Below are 18,091 nucleotides of genomic sequence, written 5' to 3'. Positions count from 1 at the left end.
AATGGAGGGAACTGCCCTATGCCTATAACCGAAATTCATCTTCCCCTGACAGAACGATATATGGATTTAAGCCTGTTGTTTTGGGGCAAGCAGGATTGCGATCCCGGACATTATTGGGGCCCTGGTCTGCGTGATATGTATATCGTGCACTACGTGCACAGCGGTACCGGACAATTCCGCTTGGGAGAGCTCAGCTTTGAACTGCATGCAGGACAAGGCTTCCTTATCATTCCTGGCACGCTGGTGTATTACAAGGCGGATGAGCATAACCCGTGGACCTACTCCTGGGTCGGACTCAAGGGCCTCCATGCCAAATCCCTTCTGCAGCGTGCCGGCATGAACCCTGCTAACCCGATTTTCGACGCATCTGAGCATAAGGAATTCTTTGAGTCCGTCTATGATCAATTCCATCATATCTTTGAAGATCACCGCAGCGGTGATCTGTACAGCCAAAGCTTTCTGTATCAGTACATGGCCCGCCTGGTTGCCTGCAGCAAACAGCAAGCGCCTCCACCGCATGCCGTCAATACCAAAGAAGCTTACATCAATAAGGCCGTTGCCTTTATAGAGAACAGCTACAGCCTGCCGATCTCCATCCAGAACATTGCGAATTTCGTAGGACTCGACCGCACATACCTGTCCGGATTATTCAAAGCACAGTTTGGCGTCTCTCTTCAGGCCTTCCTGCTCCGCTTCCGAATGAATCGGGCGGTGGAGCTGCTGCATCATCAAGAGCTGACGATTGGCGATATCGCCCGTTCAGTGGGGTACACGGATCCTTTCCTGTTCTCGAAGATGTTCAAGAGAGTAATCGGCACCTCTCCCCGGGCATCGCGGGATCATATTAACCGGAACCTGCAAAGTTAAACGGCTTTTTCGCAAGCGAAATAAAAAGGCTTGGATTTCCGTTGCGACGACTCTGCTCGAGAATCGATTGACGGGAAGCCAAGCCTTTATCATGTTCTGATTATTGTTCCATCTGCTTCGCCAGGAAGCCCGCCGCCGTCTCCACCATTTTGGTTTCCATCTGCGACATTTTGACTGCATCGTCTTTACTGAGCAGAACGACCGTACCAATCGGATCCCCGCCTGCAACGATAGGTGCTGCAACATAAGCGGTGTATGTGTCATGCAGGTCCTTAACGATCTCGTATGTGCCGGAAGTGCCTTCTATCGTTTTACGGTTATCCATGCAGCCTTCCAGAATTGATCCGATCTGCTTCTCCAGCAGTTCTTTCTTCGAAGCGCCAGCTACGGCGATAACCGTATCGCGATCGGTAATGAGAGTGACGTGGTTGGTGCTTTCAAATAAGGATTCGGCATACTCTTTAGCGAAATCGCCAAGCTCTCCGATTGGAGAGTATTTCTTCAGTATCACTTCACCATCGCGGTCAACAAATATTTCGAGCGGATCTCCTTCACGAATACGTAAAGTACGGCGGATCTCCTTCGGAATCACCACACGCCCGAGATCATCGATGCGACGTACAATTCCAGTTGCTTTCATTTCTTGTTGCCCCACTTTCCTAGAGGATTTTAAGTCACTGGATACTATTTGCCTTCATAACAAGCGATTATCGCTACCCTGGACCTTTTCGTTAGCATTCATGGATAAAGCGTTCTCGCGGAAAAAGAATGACTCAGCTAGCGGAGCGCCTGTTCAAAGCTGCCGTTGTCATGGATGTCGTTCGGCGGCTCTTATGCCTAGCGCGTTCGATAACGAATTCTTTTGTGAATCTGACCATAGTATTCATCGGCTCCCAATTTCTTATGCACCGCTCTCCGCCCCATCATGCGGATCCTGCTGAAGCCAGGCGATCTTGCGAAGTCCGGTAGACAAGCCGTAAAGCACCATTTAAAGCATTCCCTTCTATGGCAAAAACCTTGCTTCATTTCCTTCTTTTTAATAATTAACCCCGCTAATTGTTCCACGTGAAAAAATCCCGATCTTAAAAAAGCCGCCATTCTCCTCAAAAAAGGCAGAACAGCGGCTCATTTAAGTTATTCGTTATCCGGATTCTTGGCGGAGGGCTTAGGAAGCCTTCCGGCTTTGCCCAGCGCTTCCCGGAGTAAAAATTCGATATGCCCGTTAACACTGCGGAATTCATCATTCGCCCATTGCTCGATGGCACGGTGTAAGTCTGGATCGAGCCGGAGCGCGAAAGCTTTCTTTTCTTTCCCCATTGGACTGCCCTCTTAGGAGTACAGCGTGCCCGTATTAATAACCGGCGTTGCTCCGCGGTCTGAAACGATTGCAACCATTAGGTTGTTAACCATCGCCGCGCGCCGCTCATCATCCAGCTCGATTCCGTTCTCCGCGAGCTGCTTCAGAGCGGAATCCACCATGCCTACCGCGCCTTCTACAATGCGCTGACGAGCCGATACGATGGCAATCGCCTGCTGGCGCTGCAGCATGGCGCTTGCAATCTCCGGTGCGTACGCCAGATGCGTCAGGCGGGTCTCCAGCACTTCAACGCCGGCTACCGCAAGCCGGTTTTGCAGCTCCTTCATCATCTCCGCCGCAACCTCATCGGCATTGCCGCGCAAAGATTGAACGTGATTATCCGTAAACGTATCGTAAGGATACTGTGCGGCAATATGACGAACGGCCGTCTCGCTCTGAATTTCAACGAACCGCTCGTAATTATCAACGTCAAAGGACGCCTTAGCCGTCTCCGTTACCTTGAACACAACAACGGCGCCAATCTCAACCGGATTGCCCTCGGCGTCATTAACCTTCAGCGTCTGGCTGTTAAAATTACGAACCTTCATCGATACCTTCTTCTTGTTCGTGAACGGTACAACAATCCAGAGACCGCTGTCGCGGACCGTTCCAACGTACGTACCGAAGAACGTAATGACCTTCGCTTCATTCGGCTGCACGATTGTAAGCGAAGATACCGCAACAATAAAGATAACTTCAAGCAATATGCCAAGCACGATTAGGAAAACATTCGGGTCCAGCTGATCCGCCCCAAATACGATAAGCGCAATGCCACCAGCAAAGGAGATGATCGCAGCAAGCAGTGCAAGAAATCCGTTCACATGCCAAGCCTTGTATTCCTTCATCAAAGAAACACCCCTTATATTGTTTTGATATAAATATGATATCACTTTTTACATTTTTAAGGAAGTCCTTATACACAAAAAAAGCTGATCCCGTCATTTGCATGATAGGATCAGCTTTCTTCAAAAATTTTATTTTGCAGCCGGCGATTCGCTTGCTTCCGGAGATTCGGATGCCGCTGGCGATTCCGATGCTCCCGGCGACGCGGATGCGTCGGAAGATGCTTCCGGCGATGCCTCTGGCAACGTGATTTTCACATCCAGCTTCGGCATTTCGTCCGTCATAAACGTGTTCATGTGGTTGTAAGCCACCACGCTTTGAACTTCTTGCTTCTGCTCATCTGTCAGTTTGTCGTAAGCCGCTTGGTCGCGTTTCTCAACCAGGATGACATGGTAGCCGTATTCAGTCTCAACCGGATCGCCGATTTTGCCAACCGGTTGTTTCAGAGCCGCATTCTTGAAGCCCTCCACCCAATCGGAAGCTTTAGCGTCCTTGTATTCTCCGCCGCTATCCTTCGAGCCCGTATCGTCAGAGTATTGTTTAGCAAGGGCTGTCCAGTCGCCGCCTGCGTCAAGCTTCGCTTTGACCTCTTTGGCGCGGGCAAGAGCTTCCTCTTTTGTACGGAGCGTCTTGGTCGAATCCGCAGGATCCGCTGTTGCAACAAGAATATGACGAACCGTTACAGGGTTGTAGTTGCCGATGTTTTTCTCATATTCGGCTTTTGTCTCTTCATCCGTAACTTTCGAGTTCATATGCTCAACCACAACCAGCATCAGGTTGAGGTAGGTTCTTACGTCAGCTGTCGATACTTTTTTATCATCCAGCGTTTTCTTCACGTCGGCATTTGTTTTGAGCGTGTCTTCAAAGCTCTTCATCTGCTTGTCCGTTTCGTCGCCAGCTTTTTTGATTGTGTCTTCAGTAGCTTGTTTCGCCAAAATTTTATACGAAATGTACTGCTGGAGCAATTGCTCCTTGAATTGCGGGATTGCAATCACTTGCTCGTAGCCCGGCTGCATAATGTTGAAGATATCGAGGTATTTGTTGAATTCCGGTTCTGTTACATTGCCGTCCTTGTATGTCGCAACGACGGTACCTTTGCCTGCCCCTTCAAAAGTGAGGCCCGAGGAACCCTCGTTATCTTTCTTACCACCGCAAGCCGCCATAACCGTCATGACGAGCACTGCCGCGATTACGAGCAGTGCGCTTCTGCGCCATGTCGATTTGCGTGTTGTGTGCAGCATGTTGAATCCCCTTTCAAATTGAGAAGTTTATTGTATTGTAACAGAAAACGACAAGCCTTTGCTATAAGGTGAAATGGTTTCGCTTTCCTTTAGGTAGCGAGACGCGTTTCATTCCGAAAAATTCTAAGCCCTTTTATACAGCTATACATGTAAATTCTTAGAATTTAAGGTGAAATGGTTTCGTTTTCCTTTGGGCAGCGAGACGCATTTCATTCCGAAAAATTCTAAGCCCTTTTATACAGCTATACATGTAAATTCTTAGAATTTAAGGTGAAACGGTTTCGTTTTCCTTTGGGCAGCGAACCCGCTTCAAGCAATCACGTCTTCGCATCCTGCAGCGTTTCTTCGGTTTTTCTCGCATCCTTGAATTTCTTCAGGAAGCCCTCCAGAAGCTGAACCTTCTGATCCATCTCGAGGCCCTTGCCGCGCAGCAGCAGCGTTGGATGGTCATCCTGAATTGCTCCCTGGCGGAACCGGTTCTCGTACTGCACGCACAACTGATCTACCAGCTTGCGGTCGATGCGCTTCTTCTCGCGCTCGCCGAAGCGGACGATAAGATCGTCGCCCTTCTGGCTGATCTGCTCGATGCCGTACTGCGAGCCGTATACCTTAAGACGGGCAACCGAGAGCAGATTGTCGACGGCTTGCGGCAGGTTGCCGAAGCGGTCGATCAGCTCCTCCGCAAGATCCTCCGATTCATCAATGGAGGTAACGGTAGCCACCTTCTTATAGATCTCGATCTTCTGAATGCTGTCGTAAATATAATCCGAAGGCAGATATGCATCAATGCTGACGTCGATAAGCGTTGTGACGCGGCGCTCTTCCTTCACTTCTACGCCTTCCATCTCCGCTTTCCGCTTCGCAATCTCGTCTGCAAGCATCTGCGAATACAAATCAAAGCCGACAGAGGCGATGAATCCATGCTGCTCCGCGCCAAGCAGGTTACCCGCTCCGCGGATAGCAAGGTCGCGCATCGCAATCTTGAAGCCGGAGCCAAGCTCCGTAAACTCCTTGATCGACTGCAGACGCTTCTCCGCTACCTCGGTGAGCACCTTGTCCCGTTGGTAGGTGAAGTAAGCGTAGGCGATCCGGTTCGAACGGCCAACCCTGCCCCGCAGCTGGTACAGCTGGGAGAGACCCATTTTGTCCGAATCATGCACAATCAATGTATTTACGTTCGGAATATCGACGCCGGTCTCGATAATGCTTGTGCTGACAAGCACATCCGACTCGCCGTCCAGAAAATCAAGAATGGTCTTCTCGAGCTCCTGCTCCGACATTTGACCGTGGCCGACCGCTACCTTCGCGTCCGGCACAAGCGCGTTAATCTGCTCCGCCATCTGGTAAATCCCTTGCACCCGGTTGTATAAATAATAGACCTGTCCGCCGCGCGCCAGCTCCCTCTCGATAGCTTCACGCACAAGAGAGGTGCTGTATTCCACGACATACGTCTGCACCGGGAAGCGGTTCTCCGGCGGCGTCTCAATAACTGATAAATCCCGTACGCCGAGCATCGACATATGAAGCGTCCGCGGGATTGGCGTTGCGGTCAGTGTCAGCACGTCGACATTGGTCTTCAGCTTCTTAAGCTTCTCCTTATGCGACACGCCAAACCGTTGCTCTTCGTCTACGATAAGCAGTCCAAGATCTTTAAAGATGACATCCTGAGACAGCAGGCGGTGCGTGCCGATCACCACGTCAACCGTACCCGCCTTCAGGCCTTTCATCGTATCATTCTGCTCTTTGCGGGAACGGAATCGGCTTAACACCTGAATGTTAAACGGATAACCGGAGAAACGCTCGCGGAACGTTTCATAATGCTGCTGGGCAAGAATGGTCGTTGGTACTAGAATAGCTACCTGCTTCCCTTCGATTGCAGCCTTGAAAGCGGCACGAACCGCTACTTCGGTCTTGCCGTAGCCCACGTCGCCGCACAGGAGCCGGTCCATCGGCTGCGGCTTCTGCATATCCTTCTTAATCTCTTCAATCGCCCGCAGCTGATCGCGCGTCTCATCATACGGGAACATCGCTTCGAACTCGTTCTGATAAGCCGTATCCTGGCCAAAAGCAAATCCGGGCGCTGACTGGCGCTGCGCATACAGCTTGATCAGGTCATCGGCAATGTCTTGAACCGAAGCGCGGACTTTATTTTTCGCCCGCACCCATTCGCTGCCGCCAAGCTTATTAATCTTCGGCTCCTTCTCTTCGGAACCGACATACTTCTGAATCATGTCAACCTGCTCAACCGGCACGGACAGCTTATCGCCGCCCGCGTACAGAATGTGCAGGTAGTCCTTATGAATGCCCGCGATCTCCAGCGTGCCGATGCCGACATATTTGCCGATGCCGTGGTTCTGGTGGACGACGTAATCGCCAACCTTCAGCTCGGTATAGCTCTTGATCCGCTCGGCGTTATCGATCTTCTTATCCATCCGGCGCGCCTTGCGCTGCTTCTGCGAGAACATCTCGCCTTCCGTAATAATGACAAGATGCGAAGAGGGCAGCTCAAAGCCGGATTGCAGGTTGCCCTCAATCAGCGTCGGTGGTTCAATATGATAGTCCTGCAGGACACGGCGGATCCGGTCCAGCCGCTCCGCGTTGCCGCCCAGCATCATGACCTTCGCGCCCGTCTTCTTCCAACGGTCCATCTCCGCCTTGAGCACATTCATCTGTCCGTGGAAGTTCTGCATCGCGCGGCTTGTCATATTCAGAATGTTCTGCGGCTGCGAATGAGGAATCTGGCGCAGGAAGAGGGACATGAACAGCGTCTGGAATTTGCGGTGATGCAGAATTTCGTCCGAATCCCGGGCAAGCACAAAGGTAGGCAGCGACTTGCCGTTTGCGAGCAGATGAGTAGACCATTCCGCCTCATCCCGCTCCAGCTGGCGTGCTGTCTCGATCAGCCTGGTCGGCTCATCCAGAATGAGAACCGTATCCTCCGGCATATAGTCCAGGATCGTTTGTCTTTCCGGATACAGCAAAGATATATATTTATAGATTTCAGTAAAATAGACATGCTCCCGCAGCTTCTCAATCTCGCCGCCAATCTCCTGGCGAAGACGTTCCTTCGCTGTCCGGTCCGTCATCTTATCGAGCTGTTGGGCAAGCAATGATGCCGCATGCTCCGCTGCAGCGCTAAAGCGCCGCTGGTCCGCTACGATCTCCTGGCAAGGCGTTACGGTGAACGTCTGCAGGTTATCAAGCGAGCGCTGTTCGGAAGGGTCGAAGGTACGGATGGAATCTACTTCGTCACCAAACCATTCGATCCGGTAGGCAAGCTCCGCCGTGAGCGGATAGAAGTCGACAATTCCGCCACGGACGCTCATCTCGCCCTTGGATTCCACGCGGTCAGCCCGAATATAACCAAGTCCGGTCATTTGGCGCAAAAAGGCATCAAGCTCCAGCGTATCGCCGACCTTAACGTTGATTTTCGCATCCGACATAACGCCCTTGATCGGCTGATAGCGGCGAATGCCGGAGAATGGAACGACAACAATCCCGCGGAAGCCTTCGGACAGCTTAATCAGCACATCCATACGCTGCGCCAGCGTCTCAGGACTTGAGATCGCCGCTTCGGCAGCTACCAGCTCATTCGCGGGATATAACAATACATCATCGGCAGAGAAGCATTCCTGCAAGTCCTCTGCGATCTTCTGTGCAGCATACATATTATGCGTAACAACGAGCTGCGGACGGTCTAAATCTTCCTTCACCGCCGCTACGAGTACTTGCCTCGAAGAGCCTGCAAGTCCCGATATCATCTGTTCGCGCATACCCTTACGGACACCGGCAATAATCGACTGTACGTCCGGATCCGCGGCAAAAGCCTGTACTAACGCTTTCAATCGTGAAGGCACCCCGTTTCTATACACAAGACACAAGCAATGCAATAGAAGTATTCTTTACAAAATAGAATCATCGAAAAGAAGCCTCAGCCGGATGCCAAGGCTACGAACACTATGGTGTTACACCTGAATTATTGCAGCGGATTTACGACGAGCACAAGCTCCGGATTTGCTTCCAGCGCCTCGCGGCAATAATCGCAAACGACTTTAACCGTAATATCGCCGTTCGAGTTATACGCTATTATATCGCTGCGCTCTTCGGGGGTCAAGAAATGGAAACCGAGTCTCGTCTCCGAGATTTCCTTCTCCTCTATCGTCCCCATTGACGTCCGGCAGTGCCGGCAAATATAGTTTACAGCCATATGTATGCCTCCTGAAGAATGGTTATACCCTTCAGTATGCCCGTTTTGCCCGAGCTTAGGCGGTTACTTGTTAAACTTGGCCATTGTATTGTCAAAGCTAGCCTTGAGGGAGAACTCCACCGCGTCGCAAGCTTGTTCAATCATGCCTTTCAGCGCTTCCTGCTCGCTCTTCGGAAAGTTATCCAGCACATAGTCGGCAATGTTGCGTCCCGGCTGCGGCCGTGAGATGCCCATTCTGACCCGGTTGAATTGCTGCGTGCCCAGATGCTGAATGAGCGACTTAATGCCGTTATGGCCGCCTGCGCTGCCCTGATAACGAAGGCGGATCTTGCCGATCTCCGTATCCATGTCATCATAGACGATCATTCCATCCTCGAGATCAGCCTTGAAGTAATCCATAAATCCCCGAACCGATTCCCCGGACAGATTCATATACGTCATCGGCTTGATAAGGACTACCTTCGTACCTTGCACATTGCCTTCGCCGAGCAGCGCCTTGCACTTGCTTTGCGTCACTGAGATGTTCCAGCGCCGCGCCAGCTCGTCTATTACCATAAAACCTACATTATGCCGCGTGCTTTGATAGGTTGTGCCGGGATTCCCCAGCCCTACAATCCACTTCATGCTATCCTGCTCTCCAATCTCGTTTTACGTATGTCTATATTTATTCTACATGATGGGCGGCATTCCCTGCACGAAAGGAAGAAACGGTATCTTCCCGTAAAGGGCAGATACCGTTCGTCTTGTTGCTTCCTTATGCGTGTTCGACCTCGTGCATCTGCGCTTCCGTTGAGCGCGACACGGCTTCCTTCGCTTCAACTTCCTGCGCTTCCGCCTCTTCAGCCGTCAGATCCTTCTGAGGAACCAGAACGGTAACAAGGACGGCTGACGGGTCCGTTACAATCGTCACGCCCGCTGGTGCCTCAACGTCCCCTACGAGGTAACTGCTGCCCATCAGAAGGCCTGTTACATCAACCGGGATCGAATCCGGTATTTCTCCCGGCAGGCAGCGCACCTCCAGCTCATGCAGCAGAGCCTGCACAATGCCGCCTTCACGCTCGCCTTGCGAATCGCCTACCAGATCGACGCGTACATGCGTCGTTACTTCTTCGTTCATATTGATTTGTTGGAAATCAACATGAAGCAGCTTATGGGACAGCTTCTCGCGCTGTACCTCCGCAATCATGACGGATTGCTTGCCTGCACCCGGAATATCGAGATCAATTACCGCATTGGGATGAGAGCGCAGCAGGGCAAGCAGCTCCTTCTCCTGTATAGCGATAGAAGCCGGGGAAGCAATCTGCTTGCCGTAGACTACACCAGGCACTCTGCCGCTCGCGCGCAAGCTGCGGAGCTCGCTTTTCATTTTCGTGATTCTTGGTTCTGCCATCATCGGTATGGACATGGATATAGAGACCTCCTAAAAGTCAATTTCCATATCACTTTGCCCAACCGCTGGAAAACCTATTCTTTCTTGCTTCTTTCTTTCTTCGCTTTCGCGCGTGCGCGGATCTTATCCGCATAGCCCGGTTTATTCTCCTGACGCTGGCGGGCAATCGCCAGATCGCCGGAAGGAACATCATGCGTAATCGTAGAGCCAGCTACGACATATGCGCCATCGCCAAGCTTTACAGGCGCAATCAGATTAACGTTGCTGCCTACAAAAGCATTGTCGCCGATCTCGGTGATCGCTTTGTTGAAGCCATCATAATTGACCGTAATGGCCCCGCACCCGATGTTAACGTCTTTGCCAACTACCGCGTCGCCAACATAACTTAGATGAGATACTTTGCTGCCATCGCCAAGCGTTGCGTTTTTGAGCTCGACAAAATCGCCGATCTTGCAGCCTTCGCCAAGCTTCGAGCCCGGACGCAGGTTCGCATACGGACCTACAGAGCTGTCCTTCCCAACGACGGATTCCGCAACGGCCGAATATTTCACTGCCGCGCCGTTATGAATCTCCGAATCCGTAATGTCGGCCTGAGGCCCAATTACGCAATCCTCGCCAATAACCGTCTTGCCGCGCAGAATTGTACCCGGATATATAATCGTATCTGCTCCGATGCGCACATCTGCTTCAATATACGTATTAGCAGGGTCAATAATCGTTACCCCTTCAATCAGATGCTTGCGGTTAATGCGTTCACGCATGTAACGCTCTGCTTCCGCAAGCGCGACACGGTCGTTCACCCCGATAGCTTCTGCCAGGTCCGGCGTGCAGTAAGCCTGCACCGAATCCCCTGCTTGACGGAAGATGCCGATCACATCGGTCAAATAGTATTCGCCTTGGGCGTTGCTGTTCTTCACTTCTGCCAGGGCGGCAAACAGCTTCTTATTGTCGAAACAATACGTGCCCGTATTGATCTCCTTTATAGCCGCTTCTTCTGCCGAGCAGTCCTTCTGCTCAACAATGCGCTCTACAGCGCCGTCTGCGCCGCGAATAACGCGCCCATAACCCGTCGGGTTGTCAAAAGAAGCCGTCAGCACCGTAGCTGCCGCGCCGCTCGACTGATGAAGCTCGAGCATCGACTGAATGGTCTCCGCCCGCACTAGCGGCGTATCGCCGCAAATAACGATAGTAGTGCCTTCTTCCGATCCCAGAAGCGCCTCTGCCTGGCGTACAGCATGGCCGGTGCCAAGCTGCTGCTCCTGCAGGACATACTCCGCACGGTCGCCGAGGAAGCCTTTTACCATTTCGGCTCCATGGCCTACGATTACAACGGTCCGTTCACTCTTTGCTTCATTAACTGTATCAAGCACGTGACCCACCATCGGTTTGCCGCTTACCTGATGAAGAACTTTATATAATTTCGATTTCATCCGCTTGCCCTGTCCGGCAGCCAGTACAATCGCCATCACTTTCAAACGTAATTCCTCCTACACTCTATCTTGTTTAATTAATAAGCATCTATAATTTCGATTATATTGAACGCGCTACGCCTCCATAACTGGCGCTAGCCGTTTCACCTTGAATTCTAAGGACTTATAGGGTTGTTCCTATAACGGGCTTAGAATTCTCCGGATTGAAACGCGCCACGCCTCCATAACCGGCGCTGACCGTTTCACCTTGAATTCTAAGGACTTATAGGGTTGTTCCTATAACGGGCTTAGAATTCTCCGGATTGAAACGCGCCACACCTCCATAACCAGCGCTAGCCGTTTCACCTTGCTAAAGACTATATCCCATTATACACAAAAAGAAAAGAGAGCCTCTCGGCCCTCTTTTCTATTAGCCCCCGTTGGAAACGGCGCTGCCGTCCCAAACCGGGACGTAATCCGTTACTTAGAGAATAGGCTTAAGCTCCTTCTTCAATTGCAACTTCTTCCACTGCCGCACGCTCGTATTCAGCGAGTACAGCAGCTTGGATTTTCTCCCGGGTTGTCGAAGAAATTGGGTGAGCGATATCCCGGAATTCTCCATCCGGCGTACGTTTGCTTGGCATAGCCACAAACATGCCATTGTTACCATCGATGACGCGAATATCGTGAACAACGAATTCATTGTCAATCGTAATGGATGCAATAGCTTTCATACGCCCTTCCGAATTTACGCGGCGGAGTCTGACATCAGTAATTTGCACTTGTGTTCACCACCTTTGCCTATCTGAGACTTGGTGTATACTTCCACACTTTTGTGCAAATTCCTTCTATTTTTTTGGAAAAAAATGCGATATTTAAAATAATTTTTTAAGATTAATTATTTTTCGTTTCTATTCGACAACAGTCGATGCAATGAGCTCGATTTCGACAAGGACATCCTTCGGAAGCCGCGCCACTTCAACGGCTGAGCGTGCTGGCTTATGGTCGCCAAAGTAAGAAGAATAGATGCCGTTTACGATTGCAAATTGATTCATATCTTTCATAAATACTGTTGCTTTTACAACATTATTTAATGTTACTCCCGCTTCTTCCAGTACTGCCTGTAAATTACGGAAAACCTGGTGAGTTTGCTCCTCAATTCCGCCTTCTACCAATTGACCCGATGCATCTAACGGAATTTGACCCGATGTGAACAGCAGGTCCCCCACTTTAATAGCTTGCGAATACGGCCCGATTGCAGCCGGCGCTTTATCAGTAGCGATTACTTGCAGCTTCTTGCTTGTCATCACGAATTCCCAACCTTTCTGCATTTGTGATTCAAGAGTAAACGGCTGTTCCTTCCCTTGGAGGGGCAACATCCGTTTCGCGAGTGAAATATAAGCCCTGTATAAATAAAACATATACTTCTTATTTTTTGAAATAGTTGCCAGGAATAACCTTCGTCTGTTTAGTCTTCAGATCAACAGCCGTCAGTGTCGCAAGCGATACATAATCCTCGAGCAAGCGCTCTTCGTGCTCCACCTCGCCCGATTCCACGAATACGCCAACACCCGCAACGGTTGCTTTGAATTCGTAGAGCAGATCCATCATTCCTTGAATCGTTCCCCCGGCCTTCATGAAATCATCAATAATCAGGACGCGGGACTGCTCCTTCAGGGCACGTCTGGCTAACGACATCGTCTGAATCCGTTTGTTGGAACCGGAAACATAGTTGATGCTTACCGCCGAGCCTTCCGTCACTTTATTATCGCGTCTTACAATAACGACCGGCAGGTTGAGACAGGCAGCCGTTGCATACGCAAGCGGGATTCCTTTGGTCTCTACGGTCATAATCACGTCAATATTTCGATCAGCAAATGCCGTCGCGAACATTCGTCCAATATCAGCCAATAGCTCCGGTTGTCCCAGCATATCGGTCATATACAAATAACCGCCCGGAAGTACCCTTTCAGGCTGTTCCAGCTGGCGGCAAATGTTGTCCATAATCGATAAAGCTGTAGAGGTATGCATCTTAGGCGTATACTTCACGCCTCCTGCAGCACCGGCAAGCGTATTTAATTCACCGAAGCCCTCTTCTTCGAACACTTCTTTTATAATGGCCAAATCTTCGCTGATGGAAGATTTCGCAGACTGATAGCGGTCAGCAAATGCTGTTAACGAAATTAACGTGTGGGGACGACTCAGCAAATATTGCGTCATCTCTACCAGTCTTGCACTTCGCTTCAATTTTTTCAAAGCCATTCCCCCCACTAAATCCGAATAATATAAAGTCAATATAACATTTTTATACGGATTTAATCAAGAAAAACGTCAGCATTATGTCAGCATTCTTACCACGTAGACTTCTTTACAGAATCCTCGAAGCCCATTATAGATACGTGGAAGCTTGGCTTCCTTCGACACAAGACCAAATACGGTTGGCCCGCTGCCCGACATCAGGACGCCATCGGCACCTAGCTTTTGCATGCTTTCTTTCAGCTGCAGCACTTCCGGATATAAATCCAGGGTCACATCCTCGAGCACATTGCCAAGTCCGGCACAAATATCCGAGAAGGAGCCTCGCTCAATGGCCGATACCATATCCGATGTGGAAGGATGGCTCTTCAGCTCATTTGCGCGCAGTTTGCCGTATACATCGGCCGTCGATACGTTAATTGGAGGCTTGGCCAGCACAACCCAGCATTGCGGCGGATTGCTGATCCGCTCCAGCTTTTCTCCGCGCCCGCGGGCAATGGCTGTACCGCCAGTCACGCAGAAAGGGACGTCGGAGCCTAGCTCCGCTCCAAGGCGGCACAGCTCGTCCTCCGAGATGTTAAGCTGCCATAGGCGGTTTAGTCCGCGCAATGCAGCGGCAGCGTCGCTGCTGCCTCCGGCGAGTCCTGCGGCTACCGGTATTTTTTTGTCCAAATGAATGTATACGCCCTTGCGGACATCGTAACGCTCCTTGATCAGACGCGCGGCCTGGAAGGCCAGGTTCTTCTCATCCAGCGGTATGTATCCAGCCTGGCTCGATATAATAATCGTGTCCCTCGGCAGCTCCTCGAGCTCCAGACGGTCGGCCAGATCGACCATCGTCATGATCATCTCGACTTCATGGAATCCGTCATCCCGCTTCCGCAGGACATCGAGCAGCAGGTTAATTTTTGCCGGAGCCTTTTCGTAAATTTTCATGGCAAGCTCTCCCGTTCGTTGTTAGCTAAGCAACATTATAACAAACGGGCACAAGAAAAGCTAAGAGGCCAGCGCTGGCCTAAAGCGCCCCGCTCTCTTAGCTTTGCGTTCATTGCTTGTTATTGCTGTCCATGAGATCTGGCTGCTGCCTGCTCTGCGAGCTGGATCGCTCTTTTTACCATATTGCCCGCATCCTTTGTGCTAATACCGCCCCAGCCCTCCTGCTCTACCTTATGGATAAAACCGAGGTCCTTCGCCAATTCATATTTCAGTTGCTCGGACATGACACTTCTTCTGCGGCCCATAATCCGTGCACCTCCCGTCCTAAGAAAAGTGTGTGATTGCGCTTTAGTATGTGCTAGGCCGGGCATTGCTTATTCAGCATTAACCGGATATGAAAAAAAACGCGAATCCCCTGGATCCGCGTTTAAGCATGCTGCATGCATTTATTGTTGAATATGGGTGATTCGGACTTGACCTTCATCATTGCATACGGTCACTTCCACCGACTCTGTCAGTATATCCGCATAACTGTAGGAAACGCGCTTAAACGCGTGAGACTCCTGATCCAGTTTGACAATGAAAACAGAAGGGTAGATTTCTTCCAACGTGCCGGTACGTTCGATTGTCTTGCGCCGGCCGCCGTTAGCTCGAAGACGGATTTTGGAGCCTACATGAGCTTCCAAATTGCGTTTAATTTCCAATAGCGCGTTTTTTGCCATTGTCCACTACCACCTCTTTCCTTGTCCATTATAACCAGAAAGAGGAGGTTTGTCAAATGAAGCAAAATATTATAACAGCGATCTTATTTTCTTGTCAACGGTGTTTTCGCCCAATTTAACGAATTTCATGCATAATCAGCTAAAAGTTGTACATATTAAGACGTTATCTTCATACTCGCGGTCGATTGGGTCACTTTTTTGGGCTTTGGCAGCCCCATCCGATGCCGCCCCATCGTCTCTATTCCGCCTACTCCGTCAATCCCGCTGATGGTTCCGTGAATCACATCCGAGAGATTGATCGACTCGCGAACCGAGGTATAACTCGCTTTAATCGCAATATAAACGGGATCCAAAGCATGGATTAAGATTCTTCCCGGCGAGCTTGCGAAGTTGGAGCCTGACTGCAAGAGCGCTTCAAAATGGGATTGGCAGGCACCAGCCACAATGACAAGCCCATCCATGTTTTTTTCGTATTGACGGGCAACACGCACCGCATTCACGAAGTGCTGCGAGTTTTTGTAACTGCTCAAGCTGTACAGATCTTCACCCTCGCGGTTTTTGAGGACGCCATCATGACCGGTGATGACCACGATATCCGGCTTTACCTGCGGCAGTAGACGGTACAGCAGCTGAGCCATCTGCGACTCATGGGCATGCACGCCGTGCGCGGGTACCTTCATCGTCTGGTACAGCTGCATGCTTTTCCGTAAGTAATTTCCGTCCCCGTCCAAATGAAGCACCTTGCCTGGCAACTCAAAATAAGACTGGCTTTGCTGCTGCAAAGCAGCCCGATCATAATCTTGGCCCGATAAAACGGTCAGATGCGCCTTTTCTTGGCGCATGCGTTTGAGAGAATCGTTTACTTTAATCCGCACTTGCTGCCGCGCGCTTGTCGATTCCGGGTCATCCACGACCGACAAGTCGGGAATTGGCGCATCCGCAAGCAATCGGTAATCCGTGCCTTTCAATAATGCTTTATCGGATCGCATATCTTCAACTCGGAACAGCACGTCACCGCCATAGGATTTGCGGACGACCAGGTCCCCTTGCTTCATGGGTGAATCACCTCTTCGTCTATCGTATGGGTGGAAAGGGAGGAATGTGCGGAGAAAATTAGGTTGGGCTCCTGGTGCCGGACTAAGGGACACGGGCAGTGTACTGGCAAAGGCTGACGCGTAAAATTTCCGAAGGAAAGTTAATTCGAAAGCATATGCCTTGCCATTAAAGGGGATTTGCCCCTTACTCCTTGCGGCAGCCAGTACTGCTCAGCTGCCTCGCCTCCACTTTTCCATTTGGAGGCGGCTGACTGCCCCAAACAGCTGTGCCTTGTGCGGCGGCATTGCGGGACCAAGGGGCATGTAGGTGCTCTCTCATGCAGAGTAGCTCAAGCGGGCTTCACCCGCACATATGATGCTCAGTACCATAAGTGAAATCTAACCTCAAGTATTGCCTCGTGATAGGTAAGTACAGACAGACTGACGGGGTTCCAAATAATCAACCATCTTTCATTCGGAATGCTTGTATTGCCCGGGCAATCACTTTTTTTGGCGATCTATATGGGATGGAGTACTCGACCGGCATCGGATGGTGTGGGAGAGTGGTTAGCCTTTTGTAGCAGAGTCTTTTCCGGGCTACAGACACATTGATGGTAGGTAGAGATGACTTAGTGGGCTGTAGCAGGCATTTTCCGGGTTACGGACACATTGTTAATGGGTGGAGAGAACTTAGCACGCTGTAGCAGGCATTTTCCGGGCTACAGAGGTACCTGATGGTGCGTGGAGAGAGCGAGTGCCACGATAAGGCGCTTCTGGCTGCCTTGTCGCTTCTCAGCGCCACGCCCGCCATGCCGCGGCGGGCGGAGGGCAACGGCCGCGCAATAGCGGCGCGCGCCCGCACAAAAAAAGCCGGCGGCGCTAACAGCTCGCCGCCGACCCAAAGCTCGGCCGCTAATGCAGGCCGAGCATACTACCGCCAGCCCGCCGCCAGAAAGGCGCGGCTGATGCGGGCGAATTCGTCGAGGGACAATGTCTCTCCTCGACGGACAGGATCAATATCGCAGCTGATCAGCAGCTGCGTCATCTCCTCGCGGCGTTCCTTGCCCACGAACGCCGTAAGATTGTTCGCCAGCGTCTTGCGGCGCTGGGCGAAGCTCGCCTGGACAATGCGGAAGAAATGCGCCTCGTCCTCTACCTCTACCGGCGGTTTCTCGCGTACCGCCAGCTTGATCACAGCCGAGTCAACGTTCGGCTGCGGAATAAATACCGTATGCGGCACGATGCAGACTAGCTGCGGCTCGCAGTAATACTGCACGGCAACGCTTAGGCTGCCATATTCCTTGCCGCCCGGCTTCGCCGCCATCCGCTCCGCCACTTCCTTCTGAATCATCACGACGATGTTCTCCAGCGGCAGACGTTCTTCGAGCAGCTTCATCAGGATCGGAGTCGTCACGTAATACGGTAGGTTCGCCACTACGCTTACGCCCGTTACATCCGAGAAACGCTCCTCAAACAGCTCCTTCAGATTGAGCTTCAGCACGTCGCCGTGAACGACCTTTACATGCTCCTCGCCCGCCAGGATGTCGCCCAGAATCGGAATAAGCCGGTTATCGATCTCTATCGCCGTTACCGTGCCCGCTTCAGCAGCCAGATGCTGCGTCAGCGCGCCAATGCCCGGTCCAATCTCAAGGGCGCCTTTTGTCTTGTCGAGCCCTGCAGCACTTACAATCTTGTTCAAAATATTTTGATCGATCAAGAAGTTCTGACCTAAGCTCTTCTTGAACGAGAAGCCGTACTTCGCAATAATTTCCTTCGTGCGCTTCGGTGTTGCAACTTCAATCGCCTTTATATCGTTTCCGCTCATACCA

General features: G+C 51.2%; 19 protein-coding genes. 1 reads left to right on the top strand and 18 read right to left on the bottom strand.

Annotated elements, in window-relative coordinates:
- Positions 1–18: 18 nt before the first annotated feature.
- Positions 19–867, top strand: coding sequence for an AraC family transcriptional regulator (locus M3194_RS28885; protein ID WP_251657616.1), 849 nt, complete (start codon positions 19–21; stop codon positions 865–867).
- 100 nt (positions 868–967) lie between these two features.
- Here M3194_RS28885 and spoVT read toward each other — a convergent pair whose 3' ends face one another.
- The 18 genes from spoVT to rsmA all read right to left on the bottom strand — a co-directional run bounded on the left by spoVT (position 968) and on the right by rsmA (position 18,087).
- Entirely contained in the window at positions 968–1,507 is a 540-nt protein-coding gene (gene spoVT / locus M3194_RS28880) for a stage V sporulation protein T (protein WP_251657615.1), read from the bottom strand.
- A gap of 494 nt (positions 1,508–2,001) precedes the next feature.
- The gene (locus M3194_RS28875; RefSeq protein WP_251657614.1) at positions 2,002–2,184 is read right to left on the bottom strand and encodes a type II toxin-antitoxin system antitoxin; all 183 of its coding nucleotides are present in this window, start codon (positions 2,182–2,184) and stop codon (positions 2,002–2,004) included.
- A gap of 12 nt (positions 2,185–2,196) precedes the next feature.
- Positions 2,197–3,069: an SPFH domain-containing protein gene (locus M3194_RS28870; RefSeq protein WP_251657613.1), complete on the bottom strand. Its 873-nt coding sequence runs from the start codon at positions 3,067–3,069 to the stop codon at positions 2,197–2,199.
- A 129-nt stretch (positions 3,070–3,198) separates the two neighbouring features.
- Positions 3,199–4,308, bottom strand: coding sequence for a peptidylprolyl isomerase (locus tag M3194_RS28865; RefSeq protein WP_251657612.1), 1,110 nt, complete (start codon positions 4,306–4,308; stop codon positions 3,199–3,201).
- Positions 4,309–4,625: 317 nt separating this feature from the next.
- Positions 4,626–8,153, bottom strand: a complete 3,528-nt coding sequence (gene mfd / locus M3194_RS28860; protein ID WP_251657611.1) for a transcription-repair coupling factor — start codon at positions 8,151–8,153, stop codon at positions 4,626–4,628.
- A gap of 131 nt (positions 8,154–8,284) precedes the next feature.
- Complete coding sequence (locus M3194_RS28855) at positions 8,285–8,515, bottom strand: anti-sigma-F factor Fin family protein (RefSeq protein WP_251657610.1); 231 nt, start codon at positions 8,513–8,515, stop codon at positions 8,285–8,287.
- Between the two features lie 63 nt (positions 8,516–8,578).
- On the bottom strand, positions 8,579–9,139 hold the full coding sequence (pth, locus tag M3194_RS28850) for an aminoacyl-tRNA hydrolase (RefSeq protein WP_251657609.1): 561 nt from the start codon (positions 9,137–9,139) through the stop codon (positions 8,579–8,581).
- Between the two features lie 130 nt (positions 9,140–9,269).
- Positions 9,270–9,920 carry a 50S ribosomal protein L25 gene (locus tag M3194_RS28845; RefSeq protein WP_251657608.1) on the bottom strand — a complete coding sequence of 217 codons (651 nt, stop codon included), beginning with the start codon at positions 9,918–9,920 and terminating at the stop codon, positions 9,270–9,272.
- Between the two features lie 59 nt (positions 9,921–9,979).
- Positions 9,980–11,380, bottom strand: coding sequence for a bifunctional UDP-N-acetylglucosamine diphosphorylase/glucosamine-1-phosphate N-acetyltransferase GlmU (gene glmU / locus M3194_RS28840; protein ID WP_285889633.1), 1,401 nt, complete (start codon positions 11,378–11,380; stop codon positions 9,980–9,982).
- 431 nt (positions 11,381–11,811) lie between these two features.
- Positions 11,812–12,096, bottom strand: coding sequence for a septation regulator SpoVG (gene spoVG, locus M3194_RS28835; protein WP_012772036.1), 285 nt, complete (start codon positions 12,094–12,096; stop codon positions 11,812–11,814).
- A 129-nt stretch (positions 12,097–12,225) separates the two neighbouring features.
- The gene (locus M3194_RS28830) at positions 12,226–12,621 is read right to left on the bottom strand and encodes a RidA family protein (RefSeq protein ID WP_091190625.1); all 396 of its coding nucleotides are present in this window, start codon (positions 12,619–12,621) and stop codon (positions 12,226–12,228) included.
- Positions 12,622–12,742: 121 nt separating this feature from the next.
- Positions 12,743–13,570: a pur operon repressor gene (gene purR / locus M3194_RS28825; RefSeq protein ID WP_251657607.1), complete on the bottom strand. Its 828-nt coding sequence runs from the start codon at positions 13,568–13,570 to the stop codon at positions 12,743–12,745.
- An 81-nt stretch (positions 13,571–13,651) separates the two neighbouring features.
- Positions 13,652–14,506, bottom strand: a complete 855-nt coding sequence (gene ispE / locus M3194_RS28820) for a 4-(cytidine 5'-diphospho)-2-C-methyl-D-erythritol kinase (RefSeq protein WP_251657606.1) — start codon at positions 14,504–14,506, stop codon at positions 13,652–13,654.
- Positions 14,507–14,625: 119 nt separating this feature from the next.
- Positions 14,626–14,814 carry a small, acid-soluble spore protein, alpha/beta type gene (locus M3194_RS28815; RefSeq protein WP_311292416.1) on the bottom strand — a complete coding sequence of 63 codons (189 nt, stop codon included), beginning with the start codon at positions 14,812–14,814 and terminating at the stop codon, positions 14,626–14,628.
- Between the two features lie 138 nt (positions 14,815–14,952).
- Complete coding sequence (veg, locus tag M3194_RS28810) at positions 14,953–15,228, bottom strand: biofilm formation stimulator Veg (RefSeq protein ID WP_012772031.1); 276 nt, start codon at positions 15,226–15,228, stop codon at positions 14,953–14,955.
- Between the two features lie 155 nt (positions 15,229–15,383).
- Positions 15,384–16,283 (bottom strand): sporulation peptidase YabG, encoded by a 900-nt coding sequence (gene yabG / locus M3194_RS28805; protein WP_251657604.1) that lies wholly within the window; start codon positions 16,281–16,283, stop codon positions 15,384–15,386.
- 184 nt (positions 16,284–16,467) lie between these two features.
- Complete coding sequence (locus tag M3194_RS31380; RefSeq protein ID WP_285889632.1) at positions 16,468–16,602, bottom strand: hypothetical protein; 135 nt, start codon at positions 16,600–16,602, stop codon at positions 16,468–16,470.
- A gap of 591 nt (positions 16,603–17,193) precedes the next feature.
- Positions 17,194–18,087 carry a 16S rRNA (adenine(1518)-N(6)/adenine(1519)-N(6))-dimethyltransferase RsmA gene (gene rsmA, locus M3194_RS28800; RefSeq protein ID WP_251657603.1) on the bottom strand — a complete coding sequence of 298 codons (894 nt, stop codon included), beginning with the start codon at positions 18,085–18,087 and terminating at the stop codon, positions 17,194–17,196.
- Positions 18,088–18,091: the final 4 nt, after the last annotated feature.

This window comes from Paenibacillus glycanilyticus (assembly GCF_023715145.1).
Taxonomy (GTDB): domain Bacteria; phylum Bacillota; class Bacilli; order Paenibacillales; family Paenibacillaceae; genus Pristimantibacillus; species Pristimantibacillus glycanilyticus_A.
The sequence above is the reverse complement of the archived record's forward strand: the minus strand, read 5'-3'. Positions and strand labels throughout refer to the sequence as shown.